The 15,707-nt window shown below is 71.7% G+C and carries 17 protein-coding genes and 1 pseudogene; 6 read left to right on the top strand and 12 right to left on the bottom strand.

What is annotated here, in order from left to right; all coding sequences use genetic code 11:
• Positions 1 to 157 precede the first annotated feature (157 nt).
• A complete protein-coding gene (locus ABT08_RS08660) occupies positions 158 to 2,122 on the bottom strand; it encodes a M13 family metallopeptidase (RefSeq protein WP_056518878.1) in 1,965 nt (654 codons plus the stop codon).
• Positions 2,123 to 2,254: 132 nt separating this feature from the next.
• Here ABT08_RS08660 and ABT08_RS08665 point away from each other — a divergent pair, with 132 nt between their 5' ends.
• Entirely contained in the window at positions 2,255 to 2,815 is a 561-nt protein-coding gene (locus ABT08_RS08665) for a cysteine hydrolase family protein (protein ID WP_056518881.1), read from the top strand.
• A gap of 39 nt (positions 2,816 to 2,854) precedes the next feature.
• On the top strand, positions 2,855 to 4,180 hold the full coding sequence (locus ABT08_RS08670; RefSeq protein WP_288114699.1) for an MATE family efflux transporter: 1,326 nt from the start codon (positions 2,855 to 2,857) through the stop codon (positions 4,178 to 4,180).
• Between the two features lie 37 nt (positions 4,181 to 4,217).
• On the opposite strand, the gene ABT08_RS08675 is transcribed toward ABT08_RS08670, so the two are convergent.
• Together ABT08_RS08675 and ABT08_RS08680 are read right to left on the bottom strand one after the other, a co-directional pair.
• Positions 4,218 to 5,657: an MFS transporter gene (locus ABT08_RS08675; protein ID WP_288114700.1), complete on the bottom strand. Its 1,440-nt coding sequence runs from the start codon at positions 5,655 to 5,657 to the stop codon at positions 4,218 to 4,220.
• A 73-nt stretch (positions 5,658 to 5,730) separates the two neighbouring features.
• The gene (locus ABT08_RS08680; RefSeq protein ID WP_045246368.1) at positions 5,731 to 6,372 is read right to left on the bottom strand and encodes a TrmH family RNA methyltransferase; all 642 of its coding nucleotides are present in this window, start codon (positions 6,370 to 6,372) and stop codon (positions 5,731 to 5,733) included.
• A gap of 71 nt (positions 6,373 to 6,443) precedes the next feature.
• Between ABT08_RS08680 and ABT08_RS08685 the strand changes: the two genes are divergently transcribed.
• Together ABT08_RS08685 and ABT08_RS08690 are read left to right on the top strand one after the other, a co-directional pair.
• Positions 6,444 to 7,751, top strand: coding sequence for an Nramp family divalent metal transporter (locus ABT08_RS08685; protein WP_171006115.1), 1,308 nt, complete (start codon positions 6,444 to 6,446; stop codon positions 7,749 to 7,751).
• A gap of 10 nt (positions 7,752 to 7,761) precedes the next feature.
• Complete coding sequence (locus ABT08_RS08690; protein ID WP_056206340.1) at positions 7,762 to 8,421, top strand: metal-dependent transcriptional regulator; 660 nt, start codon at positions 7,762 to 7,764, stop codon at positions 8,419 to 8,421.
• 54 nt (positions 8,422 to 8,475) lie between these two features.
• Here the strand turns inward: ABT08_RS08690 and ABT08_RS08695 are convergent, their stop codons facing one another.
• On the bottom strand, positions 8,476 to 9,435 hold the full coding sequence (locus ABT08_RS08695; protein WP_045246371.1) for an SDR family NAD(P)-dependent oxidoreductase: 960 nt from the start codon (positions 9,433 to 9,435) through the stop codon (positions 8,476 to 8,478).
• A 64-nt stretch (positions 9,436 to 9,499) separates the two neighbouring features.
• Between ABT08_RS08695 and ABT08_RS08700 the strand changes: the two genes are divergently transcribed.
• Entirely contained in the window at positions 9,500 to 10,309 is an 810-nt protein-coding gene (locus tag ABT08_RS08700) for an HAD-IIA family hydrolase (protein WP_045246372.1), read from the top strand.
• Between the two features lie 60 nt (positions 10,310 to 10,369).
• On the opposite strand, the gene ABT08_RS13240 is transcribed toward ABT08_RS08700, so the two are convergent.
• From ABT08_RS13240 to pyrE, 7 genes are all read right to left on the bottom strand, one after another.
• Positions 10,370 to 10,522: a DUF8730 family Cys-rich protein gene (locus ABT08_RS13240; protein WP_048809382.1), complete on the bottom strand. Its 153-nt coding sequence runs from the start codon at positions 10,520 to 10,522 to the stop codon at positions 10,370 to 10,372.
• A 48-nt stretch (positions 10,523 to 10,570) separates the two neighbouring features.
• Positions 10,571 to 10,840 carry a metal-sensitive transcriptional regulator gene (locus ABT08_RS08705; protein WP_045246373.1) on the bottom strand — a complete coding sequence of 90 codons (270 nt, stop codon included), beginning with the start codon at positions 10,838 to 10,840 and terminating at the stop codon, positions 10,571 to 10,573.
• Positions 10,830 to 11,126 (bottom strand): YgaP family membrane protein, encoded by a 297-nt coding sequence (locus ABT08_RS08710; RefSeq protein WP_056206336.1) that lies wholly within the window; start codon positions 11,124 to 11,126, stop codon positions 10,830 to 10,832. Before ABT08_RS08710 ends, ABT08_RS08705 begins: the two co-directional genes overlap by 11 nt.
• A complete protein-coding gene (locus ABT08_RS08715; protein ID WP_288114703.1) occupies positions 11,119 to 12,831 on the bottom strand; it encodes an FAD-dependent oxidoreductase in 1,713 nt (570 codons plus the stop codon). The genes ABT08_RS08710 and ABT08_RS08715 overlap by 8 nt, the downstream gene beginning before the upstream one ends.
• A complete protein-coding gene (locus ABT08_RS13245; protein ID WP_489433926.1) occupies positions 12,824 to 12,949 on the bottom strand; it encodes a DUF8730 family Cys-rich protein in 126 nt (41 codons plus the stop codon). The genes ABT08_RS08715 and ABT08_RS13245 overlap by 8 nt, the downstream gene beginning before the upstream one ends.
• 119 nt (positions 12,950 to 13,068) lie before the next feature.
• Entirely contained in the window at positions 13,069 to 13,974 is a 906-nt protein-coding gene (locus ABT08_RS08720) for an ROK family protein (protein ID WP_288114704.1), read from the bottom strand.
• A gap of 17 nt (positions 13,975 to 13,991) precedes the next feature.
• Complete coding sequence (gene pyrE / locus ABT08_RS08725; RefSeq protein ID WP_056206332.1) at positions 13,992 to 14,570, bottom strand: orotate phosphoribosyltransferase; 579 nt, start codon at positions 14,568 to 14,570, stop codon at positions 13,992 to 13,994.
• 95 nt (positions 14,571 to 14,665) lie between these two features.
• Here pyrE and ABT08_RS08730 point away from each other — a divergent pair, with 95 nt between their 5' ends.
• Positions 14,666 to 15,505, top strand: coding sequence for an exodeoxyribonuclease III (locus ABT08_RS08730; RefSeq protein WP_045246378.1), 840 nt, complete (start codon positions 14,666 to 14,668; stop codon positions 15,503 to 15,505).
• 58 nt (positions 15,506 to 15,563) lie between these two features.
• Here ABT08_RS08730 and ABT08_RS08735 read toward each other — a convergent pair.
• Positions 15,564 to 15,707, bottom strand: a pseudogene (locus ABT08_RS08735) (VOC family protein); the annotation flags it as partial.

Below are 15,707 nucleotides of genomic sequence, written 5' to 3' on the forward strand. Positions count from 1 at the left end.
CGACCGGCTCGCCGCACGGCGGCGCCCGGGCGACGCCTCGGCGCCCCGCGCACGATCAGGAGTCGGTGCCACGGTGGGCTCCCTCCCGTCGGGTGCGGTGCGCGCGCACGGCGACTGTCAGCATCCGTTCGCGTGAGGCCATGCCAGCACGGCCGGGTTACCAGATGGTGACGCGCTCGCTCTCGGGGAGCCAGAGCGCATCGGTCTCGGTCACGCCGAACGCCGCGTAGAAGGCGTCGACGTTGCGCACGATCTGGTTGCAGCGGAACTCGTTGGGCGAGTGCGGGTCGATCGTCAGCAGCCGGATGGTCTCGGCGTCGCGACCCTTCTGCTGCCAGATCTGCCCCCAGCTCAGCAGCAGCCGCTGGATGCCGGTGAACCCGTCGATCTCGGGAGCGGGCTCGCCGCCGAGCGAGATCTCGTAGGCGCGGATCGCGATGCCGAGGCCCCCGAGGTCACCGATGTTCTCGCCGATCGTGAGAGCGCCGTTGACGTGGTTCTCGGGAGCGAGACCCTGCGGCACGAGCTCGTCGTACTGGGCGATGAGACTCGCCGTGCGCTGCTCGAACGCCGCACGGTCGGCGTCGGTCCACCAGTCCCGCAGCGACCCGTCGCCGTCGTACCGGCTGCCCTGGTCGTCGAACCCGTGGCCGATCTCGTGGCCGATCACGGCGCCGATGCCGCCGTAGTTGGCCGCCGCGTCGCGATCGGCGTCGAAGAACGGGTACTGCAGGATCGCCGCCGGGAACACGATCTCGTTCATGAGCGGGTTGTAGTAGGCGTTGACGGTCTGCGGGGTCATGAACCACTCGTCGCGGTCGATGGGCCCACCGACCTTTCCGAGCTGCCGGTCGTGCTCGACGACGTGCGCGCGGCGCACGTTGCCGACCACGTCGGCGGGGTCGACGACGAGTGCCGAGTAGTCCTTCCACCGCACCGGGTAGCCGATCTTCGGGGTGAAGGCGTCGAGCTTGGCGAGCGCGCGCTCACGGGTCTCGGGGCTCATCCACTCGAGGGTCGTGATCGACTGACGGTAGGCCTCGATGAGGTTCGCGACCAGCTCGTCCATGGCGACCTTCGCCTGCGGCGGGAAGTGCCGCTCGACGTAGACGCGGCCGACGGCCTCGCCGAGCGCGGCCTCGACGAGGCTGACGCCCCGCTTCCACCGCTCGCGGTTCACCGGCACGCCGGTGAGCTGAGTGCCGTAGAACGAGAAGTTCTCGGCGACGATCTCCTCGGTGAGGAACGGCGCCGAGCCGTGGACGATCGCGTAGCGCAGCCACGACTTCCAGCCCTCGAGGTGCGCGTCGACGAGCAGTGCGCCCAGACCCTCCAGGAAGCTCGGCTGCTGCACGACGACCTCGGCGAACGCATCGGGATGCCCCGGTGCGAGCGCCGAGCGCCACGGCTCCAGGTCGACGCCCACGAGCGACTGCACCTCGTCCCAGGTCTTCAGGTTGTAGGTGGCGACCGCGTCGCGGCTACGCACGTTGTCCCAGTGCGCGGCGGCGATCTCGGTCTCGAGCGCGACGATGCGGTCGGCCTGGGCCGCGGCATCCGTCACGTCGACGAGGCCGAGCAGACGCTCGATGTGCTCGCGGTACGCGATGCGGGTCTCGCCGAAGTTCTCGAGCCGGTAGTAGCTCTCGTCGGGGAGGAACAGCCCGCCCTGCACGAGGAAGGGGACGTAGCGGGTCGGGTTGCCGGGGTCGGGCTCGACGTAGAGGTCGATGAGTCCGCGCACGCCGTCGCGCTCGAGCTCGCCGATCGCGATCAGGAGGTCCTCGACCGAGCCGATCGCGTCGATGCGGGCGAGCTGCGCCGAGATCGGCGCGAGGGATGCCGCGGCGATGCGCTCGGTGTCCATGAAGCTGGCGTAGAGGTCACCGATCTTGCGGGCCTCGGTGCCGGGCTCGGCCTGCTGCGACTCGGTGATGATCGCGGCGACGTCCTTCTCGGCCTGCTCGGCGATGAGGTGGAACGAGCCCCAGCGGGCCTTGTCGTCGGGGATCGCGGTGCGGTCGAGCCAGGCGCCGTTGACGTGGCGGAACAGGTCGTCCTGCGGGCGGATCTCGGTGCTCAGTTCGCCGAGCTCGAGTCCGGAGCGGAGGTCTGCAGACATGGGCTCCACCCTACGCCGCGCACTCATGGGTCGGCCGGGAGTTGCGCACATCCGCGCACCCGCGTCCGCCGTGTCGGCGCCGCGCGGTACTGTCGCGTCGGGCCCGCACCGGCGGGCGGAGAAGAGGTCAGGATGTCGACACTCACCGCACGCGACGGCGCCACGGCGCTGCTCGTGGTCGACGTGCAGAACGGCGTCGTCGACGGCGCCCATGACCGCGACGGCGTGGTCACCCGCATCGCCGGGCTGGTCGCCCGCGCGAGACACGACGGCGTGCCCGTCGTGTGGGTGCAGCACTCCGAGGACGGCGAGCTCGAGCAGGGCACGGAAGCGTGGGAACTGGTGCCCGAGCTCGTGCCGGTCGACGGCGACGCGCACGTGCACAAGCGCTACGGCGACTCGTTCGAGGGCACCGACCTCGACGACCTGCTCGCCCGGCTCGGTGTCGACCGTCTGGTCGTCGCGGGCGCCGAGACCGACGCCTGCATCCGCTCGACCATCCACGGCGCGTTCGCGCGCGGCTACGACACGGTGCTCGTGAGCGACGCCCACACCGCCGGCGACAAGACCGCGTGGGGCGCCCCGAGCGTTCCCGACGTCATCGCGCACACGAACCTCTACTGGTCGTTCCAATCGGCTCCCGGCAAGTCGGCCGGCACCGCCACGGCCGGCGAGGTCGCCCTGGGTCGGTGAACGACCCCGTCGCCCCCGGACTCTCCCTACGCTGAGCGCATGACCGCACGCGGGGCCACGCTCAACCGGCAGATCCTCGCGCTCGCGGTGCCCGCACTCGGCGCGCTCGTCGCCGAGCCGCTGTTCCTCATCGTCGACGCGGCGCTCGTCGGCCACCTCGGCCTCGACGCCCTCGCGGGTCTCGGCATCGCCTCAGCGGTGCTGCAGACGATCGTCGGGCTCATGGTGTTCCTCGCCTACGCGACGACGCCGGCGGTGGCGCGGCGGTTCGGCGCGGGCGACCCGGGCGCCGCCGTGTCGGCGGGCATCGACGGCATGTGGCTCGCGGTGAGCCTGGGCGCGGTGCTCGCGCTCGCGGCATCCGTCGCGTCGCCGGGCATCGTGGCCCTCTTCGGCGCCTCGCCCGAGGTGACCGCCGCGGCCGACACCTACCTCGCGATCTCGGTGTGGGGGCTGCCGGCGATGCTCGTCGTGTTCGCGGCGACCGGCCTGCTGCGCGGCATGCAGAACACGGTGGTGCCGCTGTGGGTCGCCGGGTTCGGCTTCGCCGCGAACGCCGGACTCAACGCCCTGCTCATCTACGGGCTCGGGTTCGGCATCGCGGGCTCGGCGCTCGGCACCGTGCTCGCGCAGTGGGGCATGGTGGGCGTGTACGTCGCCGTCGTCGCGCGGCTCGCCCGCCGGCATGCGGCATCCGTCCGACCGCAGCGCGCCGGCATCACCGGGTCGGCACGGCTCGGCGGGGGGTTGTTCCTGCGCACGGTGTCGTTGCGCGCGGCCCTGCTCGCGACCGTCGCGGCGGCGACCGCGCTCGGCACCGCGGAGCTCGCCGCCTGGCAGGTCGCGTTCACGATCTTCTCGACAGCCGCATTCGCGCTCGATGCCCTGGCGATCGCCGCGCAGGCGCTCGTCGGCAAGAGCCTCGGCGCGGGCGATCGGGTGCTCGTGCGCCACGTGCTGCGGCGCACGGTCGCGTGGGGCGCGTGGTTCGGTGTCGTCGTGGGCGCCGTGATCGCGGCCCTGTCGGGTGTGCTGGGCGGCCTGTTCACCGGGGACGCCTCGCTCTCGCCGCTCGCACAGCCGGCACTGATCGTGCTCGCGATCGCGCAGCCGCTGTGCGGGGTGGTGTTCGTGCTCGACGGCGTGCTGATGGGAGCCGGCGACGGCCGCTACCTCGCGGTGGTCGGGGTGCTCAACCTCGTGCCGTTCGTGCCGCTGCTCGTCGTGCTGGCGCTCGTCGGCGCGTCGGGGGCCGCTGGTCTCGCATGGCTGGCCGTCGCGTTCTTCGGGGTCTACATGCTCGCCCGGCTGGTGACGCTCTCCCGCCGTGTACGCGGCACGGCGTGGATGACCGTCGGGGTCTAGATCGGATGCCGCGGGCCCGCTGACCCGCAGACCGTGATCAGTCGGCGGCGGCGGGCTGCGGGATGGGCGTCACGTCGGCGCGCACCGCGGGCATCGCGAGGGCGACCAGCATCATCGCCGCGACCGTGACGAGCACCGCCACGAACACCGCGGTGCCGGCCGCGGCGGCGCCCGCGGCATCCGTCTCGGCCCGTCCGGCGAGGGCGGCCGTGCTGATGGCCCCGAAGATCGCCGCGCCCACGGCGCTGCCGATCGAGCGTGCGAACATGTTGGCGCCGGTGACGACGCCGCGCTGGCTCCACTCGACGCTCGCCTGCGCGGCGATCAGGCTCGGGGTGGCGACGAGGCCGAACCCGAAGCCGGTGACGATGCAGCACAGCGCCACGAGGGCGACCGAGGGCCACGCCGAGGTGATCGCGAGCGCGGCGGTTCCGACGATGGCGATCGTGAGCCCGATGAGAACCGTGGGCTTGAAGCCGATGCGCAGGTAGAACACCCGCCCCGACATGCTCGCCGCGATCGGCCAGCCGATCGTGAGGGCGGCGACGGCGAAGCCCGCGATCAGCGGGATCGCACCCGCCGCGTGCTGCAGGTAGCCGGGCACGAACGAGGTCAGGCCGATGAGGCCGGCGCCGATGCCGAGCGAGATGAGCGAACTGCTCCAGATGAGGCGTCGCCCCATGAGCGCGAGCGGCAGCACGGGCTCGGCCGCGCGTCGTTCGACGAACACGAACACGATCAGCAGCACCGCCGCGGCGACGAACACGCCGATGCTCGCGGGCGAGTCCCATGCCCACGCGACGCCGCCTTCGAGCACACCGAGGATCGCGAGGCCCGCGCCGCCCATGATCAGCAGCGACCCGGCGACGTCGATGCGGTGCCGCGGCGCGTCGGCGCGCCGCACCCCGGGTTCGTGGAAGTTGCGGGCGATGAGCAAGAGCGCCGCGATGCACAGCGGCAGGTTGACCCAGAAGATCCAGCGCCAGATGCCCAGCTGTGCGAAGATCCCGCCGAGCGCCGGGCCGACCACGCTCGCCGCCGCCCACACGCCGGCGATGTAGCCCTGCACCTTGGCCCGCTCGGCGATCGTGTAGATGTCGCCGGCGATCGTGATCGCCATGGGCTGCACCGCCCCCGCGCCGAGACCCTGGATCGCGCGGAAGACGATCAGCGCTGGCATCGACCAGGCCACCGCGCACAGCACCGAGCCGAGCAGGAAGAGGGCGATGCCGATGATCATGACGGGCTTGCGCCCGATCGTGTCGGCGAGCTTCGAGTAGATCGGCACGGTGATCGCCTGCGCGAGCAGGTAGATGGAGAACAGCCACGGGAACTGGCTGTAGCCGCCGAGGTCCTCGACGACGCTCGGCACGGCGGTCGCGAGGATGGTCGCGTCGATCGCGACGATGCCGGTCGCCACCATGAGCGCGAGCAGGATGGGTCCGCGTTCCGACCTGAGACCGACGCCGTCACTCATGCGCACTCCGTTCCGCGGCATCGCCGCCGGTGAGCACAAGCCGCGAGGAGCCCGGGGTATTCCGCGGCATCCCTCAGCCGGCGTGACGCCGGCACCACTCGTACATGATGATCGCGGCGGCGGCCCCGGCGTTGATCGAGCGGGTCGACCCGTACTGGGTGATCTCGACCGTGGCGGATGCCGCGGCGAGCGCCTCGGGCGAGAGCCCCGGCCCTTCCTGTCCGAACAGCAGCACGCAGCGCTCGGGAAGGTCGGCCCGGTCGACGGGCACCGACCCGTCGACATTGTCGATCGCGATGACCGGCAGCTGCGCGGCGGCGGCCCAGGCGGTGAAGGCGGCGATGTCGTCGTGGTGCACGACGTGCTGGTAGCGGTCGGTGACCATGGCGCCGCGGCGGTTCCACCGCCGGCGCCCGATGATGTGCACGGTGTCGGCGAGGAACGCGTTGGCGCTGCGCACGATGGAGCCGATGTTGAGGTCGTGCTGCCAGTTCTCGATGGCGACGTGGAACGGATGCCGCCTCTCATCGAGGTCTGCGACGATCGCCGCCATGCGCCAGTACCGGTAGCGGTCGATGACGTTGCGGCGGTCGCCGTCGGCGAGCAGATCGGGGTCGTAACGGTCGTCGTCGGGCCAGGCGGCGCCGCCTCCCGGCCAGGGACCGACGCCGTGCGCGAGTTCGGGCTCGTCAGGGTCGGCGGGGCTGTCGGTCACGGCTTTCACGGTAGTCGTCGCCCCGGGCGCTGAGGGTTTTCGGCGTACCGAAAAATGGGTAAGGTTTCGGCATGCCGAAAAATATGCGCAGCACGGCCGAGGTCGCCCTCGACCCGGCGCCGGCGCGCACCGCGCAGCCGCGGCTCGTGCTGCTGCTCGGCCCGGCGCTCGTCGCGGGGGTCGCTTACCTCGACCCGGGCAACGTCGCGAGCAACATGTCGGCCGGCGCCGCCTACGGCTACCTGCTCGTGTGGGTCATCGTCGCGGCGAACCTCACCGCCTGGCTCGTGCAGTACCTGTCGGCGAAGCTCGGCGTCGTCACCGGCGCGAGCCTGCCCGAGGTGCTCGGCAGCCGCATCCGCTCACCGTGGGGACGGCGCGCCTACTGGCTGCAGGCCGAGGTCGTCGCCATGGCCACCGACATCGCCGAGGTCATCGGCGGCGCGGTGGCGCTGCATCTGCTGTTCGGCCTCCCGCTCGTGCTCGGCGGGGCCATCACCGGCGCGATCTCCCTCGGCGTGCTCATCGTGCACAGCCGCGGCGGCGCCCGACGGTTCGAGCTCACGATCGCCGCGTTCCTCGTCGTCATCGTGGTGGGCTTCTCGGCGGGCGTGCTCATCGCCCCGCCCGATGCGGCCGGGGTGCTCGGCGGTCTCGTGCCGCGCTTCCAGGGCACCGACTCGGTGCTGCTGGCCGCGTCGATCCTCGGGGCGACGGTCATGCCGCATGCGATCTACGCGCACTCGGCGCTCACCCGCGACCGCTTCCACGGCACGCCGACGACGTCGCTCCCGCGCCGGGCGTCGACGCTGACGGATGCCGCCACCCGCCGCATCCTCGTCGCCACGCGCTGGGACGTCTCGATCGCGATGATCGTGGCCGGGTCGGTCAACCTCGTGATGCTGCTGATCGCGGCCGTCACCCTTCCGGGCGCGGCCGGAACCGACACCCTGGAGGGCGCGTACGCGGCGATCCGCGACAGCCTCGGCCCGATCATCGCGGTGCTCTTCGCGGTCGGGCTCCTCGCCAGCGGCCTCGCCAGCACGTCGGTCGGAGCGTATGCGGGCTCGGAGATCATGCACGGCCTCCTGCGCGTGCGGGTGCCGCTCGTCGCCCGCCGCATCGTCACCCTCGTTCCGGCGCTCGCGATCCTCGGGGCGGGTGTCGACCCGACCTGGGCGCTCGTGCTCAGTCAGGTCGTGCTGTCATTCGGCATCCCGTTCGCGATCGTCCCGCTCGTGTGGCTGACCTCCCGCCGGTCTGTGCTCGGCACCCACCGCAACCGGGGAGTGACGATCGCGCTGGGGGCCGTGGCATCCGTCCTTCTGGTGGCGTTGAACGCCGTGCTGCTCGTGCTGGTCACGACGGGCGCCGGATAACCTGGATGCCGTGTCCCCCGCGTCCTCGTCGAGTCCGGCCGTCGACGACTACCTGAAGACGATCTACCAGCACACCGAGTGGCAGCCGGACCGCATCACTCCCTCGCAGCTGGCGACCGTGCTCGGCCTCGCCCCGTCGAGCGTGACCGAGATGGTGCAGAAGCTCGCCGCTGCGGGTCTCGTGCGGCACCGCCCGTACGGCCCGATCGAGCTGACCAACGGCGGACTGCACCGCGCCGCGCAGATGGTGCGCCGCCACCGTCTCATCGAGACGTGGCTCGTGCAGGAGTTCGGCTACAGCTGGGACGAGGTGCACGACGAGGCCGAGGTGCTCGAGCACTCGCTGAGCGACCGGCTGCTGGAACGCATCGACGCCCGGCTCGGGCGGCCCCGGTTCGATCCGCACGGCGACGCGATCCCCGATGCCGACGGCGAGGTGGAGCGCGAGCCGTTCGTGCTGCTCGCCGAGGCCGAGACCGGGCATCGCGGACGGGTGCTGCGCGTGAGCGACTACGACCCGGCGCTGCTGCGCGCCCTCGAGCAGGCGGGGGTCGATGTGGGGCACACCGTCACGGTCGTGACCGCGGGCGCGAGCCCGGTGGTGACGCTCGACGGAGCCGCGGCGGCACTTCCCGACGGCGCGGCGACGGCGGTCTGGCTCAGCGCCTAGCGCCGCGCCGCACGGCGGCCCGCACCGACATCGCACCGCCGCGACCGGGCGCCCTCAGCGGCGCGCGGCCTCGAACGGCCAGCGCAGACGCGTCGCGTTCTCGCACGTCACCCAGTACCGCTCCGCGACGGCCGGATCCTGGGTGACCTTGGCGGGAGCCGCGAGCCGCGGCGGTCCGCTCGTCACCCGCGCCGGTCCCCAGAACTGCCCGCCGACGACGTCGGGATCGACGAGCGCGCGCACGAGCGGCCAGGCGCCGTGCTCCTTCGACTGGGTGAGGGGCGACTGGAGGTTGTCGACGAACCGGCCCAGGCGACTCGGCTCATTGACGCCCTGGATGCCGGCGGTGCGCCCGCTGACCGAATAGCCCGGGTGGGCGATGACGCTCGCGACCGGCACGCGCTCGGCGCGCAGGCGACGATCGGCCTCGAGGCCGAGCGCGGTGGTCGCGATCTTCGACTGCACGTAGGCGCGCCAGCCGGAGTAGCCCGAGGCGAGCTGCGGATCGACGGGATCGATGCGCCCGAGCGAGGTCGACATGCTGCCGAGCCACACCATGCGGCCGCGCGCGGCCGCGAGCGTGCGCAGCAGGGCGCCGGCGAGCGCGAAGTGACCGAGCGCGTTCGTCGCGAACACCAGCTCGTTGCCGTCGAAGGTCGTCTGCCGGTGCCGCGGCGGGTGCACCATGCCGGCGTTGAGCAGCAGTCCGTGCAGGCGCCCGCGATGCCGCACCGTCGCGGCGGCCGCACGCACCGAGCCCAGATTGGAGGTGTCGAGCAGCAGCGTCTCGATCGTGCCGCGATGCGGGGCATCCGCCGTGCGACCGAGCACGGCAGCCTTCGCCGCCGACAGCCGATGCGGGTTGCGGCCGGTCATGATGACGTGGGCGCCGCCGCGCACGAGCTGCTCGCACGAGAAATAGCCGAGCCCCGCGTTGGCACCCGTCACGAGATAGCTGCGCCCGCGCAGATCGGGCAGGTGCAGGGGGTTCCACTCAGCCGCTCTCGCGCTCACGGCTACGACCTTACGCCCGGGCCGTTTCACGGCGATGACGGATGCCGCACCCTAGGCTGAACACATGCGTACACGTGCCGACGTCGAGTGCTGGCTGACCGACATGGACGGGGTTCTCGTGCATGAGAACCAGGCGATCCCCGGAGCCGCCGAACTGCTCGCCCAGTGGACCGACACGGGCACGCCGTTCCTCGTGCTGACGAACAACTCGATCTTCACGCCGCGCGACCTGAGTGCGCGCCTGCGGGCATCGGGGCTCATCGTGCCCGAGACCGCGATCTGGACGTCGGCGCTCGCGACCGCCGACTTCCTGAAGGCGCAGGCGCCGGGCGGATCGGCGTTCGTGATCGGCGAGGCCGGCCTCACCACGGCGCTGCACGAGGCGGGCTTCATCCTCACCGAGACGATGCCCGACTACGTCGTGGTCGGCGAGACCCGCAACTACTCGTTCGAGGCGATCACGAAGGCGATCCGCTACATCGCCGCGGGTGCCCGCTTCATCGCCACGAACCCCGACGCGACCGGCCCGTCGGTCGACGGCATCCTGCCCGCGACCGGCGCGATCACCGCCCTCATCACGAAGGCGACCGGCCGCGAGCCGTACGTCGTGGGCAAGCCGAATCCGATGATGTTCCGCTCGGCGCTCAACCGCATCGGCGCCCACTCCGAGTCGACCGGCATGATCGGCGACCGCATGGACACCGACGTGGTCGCCGGCATCGAGGCGGGACTGCACACGGTGCTCGTCATGACCGGCATCAGCGACCCCGCCGAGATCGAGCGGTTCCCGTTCCGTCCTGACGAGGTCCTCACCTCGGTCGCCGACCTCATCCAGCGCGCCCCCGTCGAGTCGGACCTGCCCGAGGTCGACTGAGCCGCGGCATCCGCCCGTCGTCACCGAGAGCGGATGCCTCGCCTCAGCGCAGCACGAGGGTCAGCGCGCGAAGAGCCGCGAGAACAGACTCGTCTTCTCGTGTCCCTGGCATCGCTGGGACTGGGGAATGCCCCGCATGACCTGGTCGACGTGCTGCCCGCAGCCTCGCCAGGTGGTTTTGCCGCAGGTGCGGCAGGTGACGGTCGTGCACATGATGCTCTCCGTAGGTGTTCGTGGGTGTGGTGCTGTTCGCCGAGCCCGTCAGGCGAGCATCAGGAAGAGCTTCTCGAGTTCGTCGGTGCTCAGCCCCGGCTCGGCGCTCTCGGGATCGGCGAGGCACTCCTTCATCGCCGTCGAGACGATCGCGAATCCCGCACGGTCGAGCGCGCTCGAGACGGCGGCGAGCTGGGTGACGATGTCACGGCACGGCTTGTCCTGCTCCACGGCGGCGATCACCGCATCGAGTTGTCCTCGCGCGCGACGCAGGCGGTGCAGGATGCGCTTCTGCGCTTCGGGGTCATCAGTCTTCATGGACATCCTCTCGGGGGTGATCGGTCGACGGCGCCGCCGCCGGATTCGACTCGCGCCCGGCTTCGTCGGAACGCCGGCGTCGGCGCGAGATCGGGGAGTCGACGCAGCGACCGGTGATGGCGGAGAAGGCGAGCAGCAGCCCGCCGATTGCGGCCGGAATCGCCGCCCAGGGCTGGTCCGACAGGCCGGCGGCGGCCGACAGGAGGACGACGGCACCTGCGATGTACACAGCGCGCTCGCCGGGCGGCGCGGCGCAGACCGGGAGCCGCGGCACCCGGTCACGCATGCTGCATCGCCTCGGGCCGCTCGAGGATCTCGCTGGCCTCGCCGCCCCACCATGCACGGAGGGTGAGCATTCCGCCCGAAAGCGATGCCGAGTCGAACCCCTCTTGCGCGAGGACCCGATGAGCAATCGCCGAACGCACCCCGGATTGGCACATCACGCGGATCGGACGGCCGCCCGCGGCCGACCGAACCTCCTCGATGCGCCCCCGCAGCTCGGTGTGCGGGATGTGCATCGCGCCACGTACTGCGCCTGCGGCGACCTCTGCCGCCGTGCGGACGTCCAGGAGAAGCGCCCGGTCGAGTACCGCGGCGAGCTCGTCGGCGTACCAGAGGCGCAGTGCACCGGTGCGCACGTTCTCACCCAGCATCCCGGTGAGGTTGACGGGGTCCTTCGCCTGCCCGAACGGCGGCGAGTATGCGAGGTCGAGGTCGATGAGGTCCTCGACCGAGAGCCCGGCGCGAATCGCTGTCGCAAGCACGTCGATCCGCTTATCGACGCCGTCCCGTCCTACGGCTTGGGCCCCCAGAAGACGACCGTTCGATGTCGCCGCGTGCACGACGAGGTGCACCTGTGTGGCGCCGGGGAAGTATCCGGCGTGCTGGTTCGGGTGGAGGTGCAGGGTGACGTAGTCGACCTCAGCCGCGTCGAGCGCCTGTCGGTTCGCCCCGGTCAGCGCGGCGACCTGGTCGCCGACGCGAACGATCGCCGTGCCCGTCGGCGACGGCAGCATGCGGGCGTGCTCGGGCCGGAAGATGGCGTCGGCGACGAGGCGTCCGACGCGATTGGCGGGGCCGGCGAGGGCGATCGGCCGCCGTGCGCCGGTCACCCCGTCGACACTGAGCACAGCGTCACCGACCGCCCAGACGTTCGGGACTGTCGTTCGACCGTGCTCGTCGACGATGATCGCTCCGCGCTCGCAGCCCACGCCGGCCGCCTCGAACACTTCGGTGTCCGGCCGCACGCCGACAGAGAGAACGACGAGATCGGCGGCGAGTCTGGCTCCGTCGCCGAGGATGACGACGTCCTCCTCATCGTGTTGCTCGATGGCGTCGGCTGCGACGCCGAGGTGCAGATCGACGCCCAGGGCACGAAGCTCGGCAGTGACCACAGCCGCGAGCTCTCGCTCGAGCGGCGGGAGGGGGTGGGAGGCGACGTCCACCAGGCTGACCGCGAGTCCGCGACGAGCGATGACTTCCGCGGCCTCGATCCCGATGAAACCGGCACCGAGCACCACCGCGCGGCGGATGCCGCGGTCGACGGTGCGACGCAGCGACGTTGCATCGTCGACGGATCGGAGCGTGCGTACTCGCGGGGAGTCGAGACCGGGGATCGGGGGGCGCACCGGCCGAGCGCCCGGGGCGAGGATCAGGTCGTCGTAGGCGATCTCATAGTCGCCGTCGATCGTGCGAACGCTGACGACGCGACGTGTGATGTCGAGACCGAGCACGTCATGTCCGGTGCGCACATCTAGTGCGAGCGCGGCCCGCAGCGAGCTCGGTGTCTGCACGAGGAGCGAGCTCTCGTCGGCGATCTCTCCTCCCACGAAGTAGGGCAATCCGCAGTTGGCGAAGGAGACATAGGCCCCACGCTCGAGCACGACGATCTCCGCGCGCTCGTCCAGTCGGCGGGCGCGAGCCGCTGCGCTCATGCCTCCGGCAACGCCCCCCACGATGACCAGGCGATGAGGTGCTCCGCTCTCACGCATCGGGGTGCCCCGGGCAGCGCTCCGACGGGTCCACGCCGCGCAGGGCGTCCTCGACGTGCTGGCCGCACCCCGTCCAGGTGGCTTTGCCGCATTCAGGGCAGGTGATTCGACTGCACATGGCATTCCTCTCGACGGAGCGAAGCTATACCCCCTGGGGTACTTGGGTCAAATACGGGTGGGGGTATCCATCGATCCAAGAGCGATCCGCCCGTCGTCACCGAGAGCGGATGCCTCGCCTCAGCGCAGCACGAGGGCGGCGGCGCCGATCAGCGGGCCGTCGCCGGCGAGTCCGCTCGGCACGACCCGCGTCGCCCGCGAGAACGGCAGAGCCGCGCTCTCGCGCAGCGAGGCCTGCACGAGGTCGATGTAGTCGGGCGTGACGGTCGAGAAGCCCCCGCCGATCGCGACGGCCTCGAGGTCGATGAGGGTCGCGGCGTCGGCGAGCACGATGCCCACCGCCCGCGCCGAGCGCTCGATCGCGGCGCGCGCGACCGGGTCGCCCGCGGCGGCGTCGCGGGCGAGGTCCTCACCGCGCTTGCCGCCCCACCCCTGGGCCTGCGCCCAGCGCACGCTCGAGGGGCCGGATGCCACGTGCTCGAGGGTCGGGCCGAATCCCTCGAACCCGGCGGGAGCCGACACCTGCCCGATGTGGCCGGCGTTGCCGGTGCCGCCGCCGACGAGCGCGCCGTCGACGACGAGTCCACCGCCGACGCCCGTCGAGACCACGATCGACATCGACGCGCGGGTTCCGGCGGTCGCGCCGATCCAGTTCTCGGCGAGCGCGATGCAGCCGCCGTCGTGGCGCAGTCGCACCGGCACGTCGCGGCCGACCACGCGCCGCACCGCATCGGCGAGCGCGAACCCGTGTACGCCGGGCATGTTCACCGGGTCGATCGTCTCGCGCACCGCATCGATCGGGCCGGCCGCGCCGATGCCGACGCCCACGAGCTCGTCGTCGGGGCCGAGCGCGGCGACGGCAGCGCTCACGACCGCGGCGGCCGCGGCATCCAATCGGGCAGGATCGGTGTCAGGCCCGGTAGGTCGCCGGGTGCGGCCGACAGCGCGCACGAGACCGGATGCCTCGACGAGCGCGGCTTCGATCTTCGTGCCGCCGAGGTCGACGGCGAGAGCGACGGTGCTCATGCGGGGTACTCCCGGGGCTACTGGGGGTCGAGACCGAGGTCGTCGAGGTCGATCGCCGCGAGCCACTGCAGGCCCTCGGCCTCGATCGCCGCCTGGGCGCCCGTGCGACGGTCGACGATCACCGCGACCGCGACTGGCTCGGCGCCTTCGCGGCGCAGCGCCTCGACCGCCTTCAGGGCGGACTGGCCGGTGGTCGAGGTGTCCTCGAGCACGACGACGCGCTTGCCCGCGACATCCGCTCCCTCGATCTGACGGCCGCGGCCGTGGTCCTTGGGCTCCTTGCGCACGACGAAGGCGTCGAGCGGGCGACCGGCGTGCACCGACTCGTGCAGCACGGCATTGGCGATCGGGTCGGCGCCGAGGGTGAGCCCGCCGACGGCGACGATGCCGTCGACGTCGCGAATGAGGTCGAGCATGATGCGACCGATCGCGGGGGCGGCCCGATGGTCGAGCGTGAGCTTGCGCATGTCGACGTAGTACGTCGCCCGCTTGCCGCTGGAGAGGATGAAGTCGCCGTGGAACACGGCCTCGTCCTTGATGAGCGCGATGAGCGCCTGACGGTCGGATTCGAGCTCGGGCGCGGAGGCAGCGGTCACGCCTCCGAGTGTAGGGCGGGGCGCGGCATCCGCCCGTCACGCCGGACCCGCCGCGACCCGGACTCGGCGTCGGGGGTGCGCCCTAGGCTGGGGCCATGCGGCTTGCGACCTGGAACGTCAACTCCATCCGCGCACGGGTCGTGCGCACCGTCGAGTTCTGCGTGCGAGAGAACATCGATGTGCTCGCCATGCAGGAGATCAAGTGCAAGCCCGAGCAGTTCCCCTACGCCGAGTTCGAGGCGGCGGGCTACCAGGTCGTCGCGCACGGGCACAACCAGTGGAACGGCGTCGCGATCGCGAGCCGTGAGCCCATCGAGGACGTCTCGTTCGCCTTCGACGGCATGCCGGGCTTCCAGAAGGGCTACGACGGACCGGATGCCCCGCAGGAGGCGCGTGCGCTCGGCGCGACGATCGACGGCGTGCGGGTGTGGAGCCTGTACGTTCCCAACGGCCGTGGGCTCGACGACCCGCACTACCGCTACAAGCTCGAGTGGCTCGCCGCGCTGCAGGGCTACACGCGCGGGGCGCTCGGCGCCGACCCCGACCTGCCTCTCGCGCTCGTCGGAGACTTCAACATCGCGCCCCTCGACGCCGACAACGGCGACCCGACCGTCGTCGAGGGCGTGACGACGCACGTGTCCCCGCCCGAGCGAGAGGCGTTCCAGGCGCTCCTCGATGCGGGGCTCAGCGACGTCGTGCGGCCGCTCGTGCCGACCGGCTACACCTACTGGGACTACAAGCAGCTGCGCTTCCCCCGCAACGAGGGCCTGCGCATCGACTTCGTGCTCGGTTCGCACGCGTTCGCCGACGCGGTCGCGGGAGCCTCGATCGCGCGCGACGAGCGCAAGGGGGAGATCCCGAGCGATCACGTGCCCGTCGTCGTCGACCTCGATCTCGAGGGTCCCGATGACGACGACCGCCCGATGATCTTCTGACCCGCGCCCCGCGCGCGCCCGGGATCGACGATCCGCTCGCGCGCGGGAACCGCCGCGATCAGCCCTGTTCGGCGGTGTACGCCTCGGGACCTTGGGCCGCGGCCGCCGGATCCATCCACAGGAACGACAGGATGTTGCCATCCGGGTCCTCGAGGTCGCGCGAGTACATGAAGCCGAGGTCCTGAGCCGGGCGCGGCTCGAC

The organism is Microbacterium sp. SCN 71-21 (assembly GCF_001725695.1).
GTDB classification, from domain to species: domain Bacteria; phylum Actinomycetota; class Actinomycetes; order Actinomycetales; family Microbacteriaceae; genus Microbacterium; species Microbacterium ginsengisoli.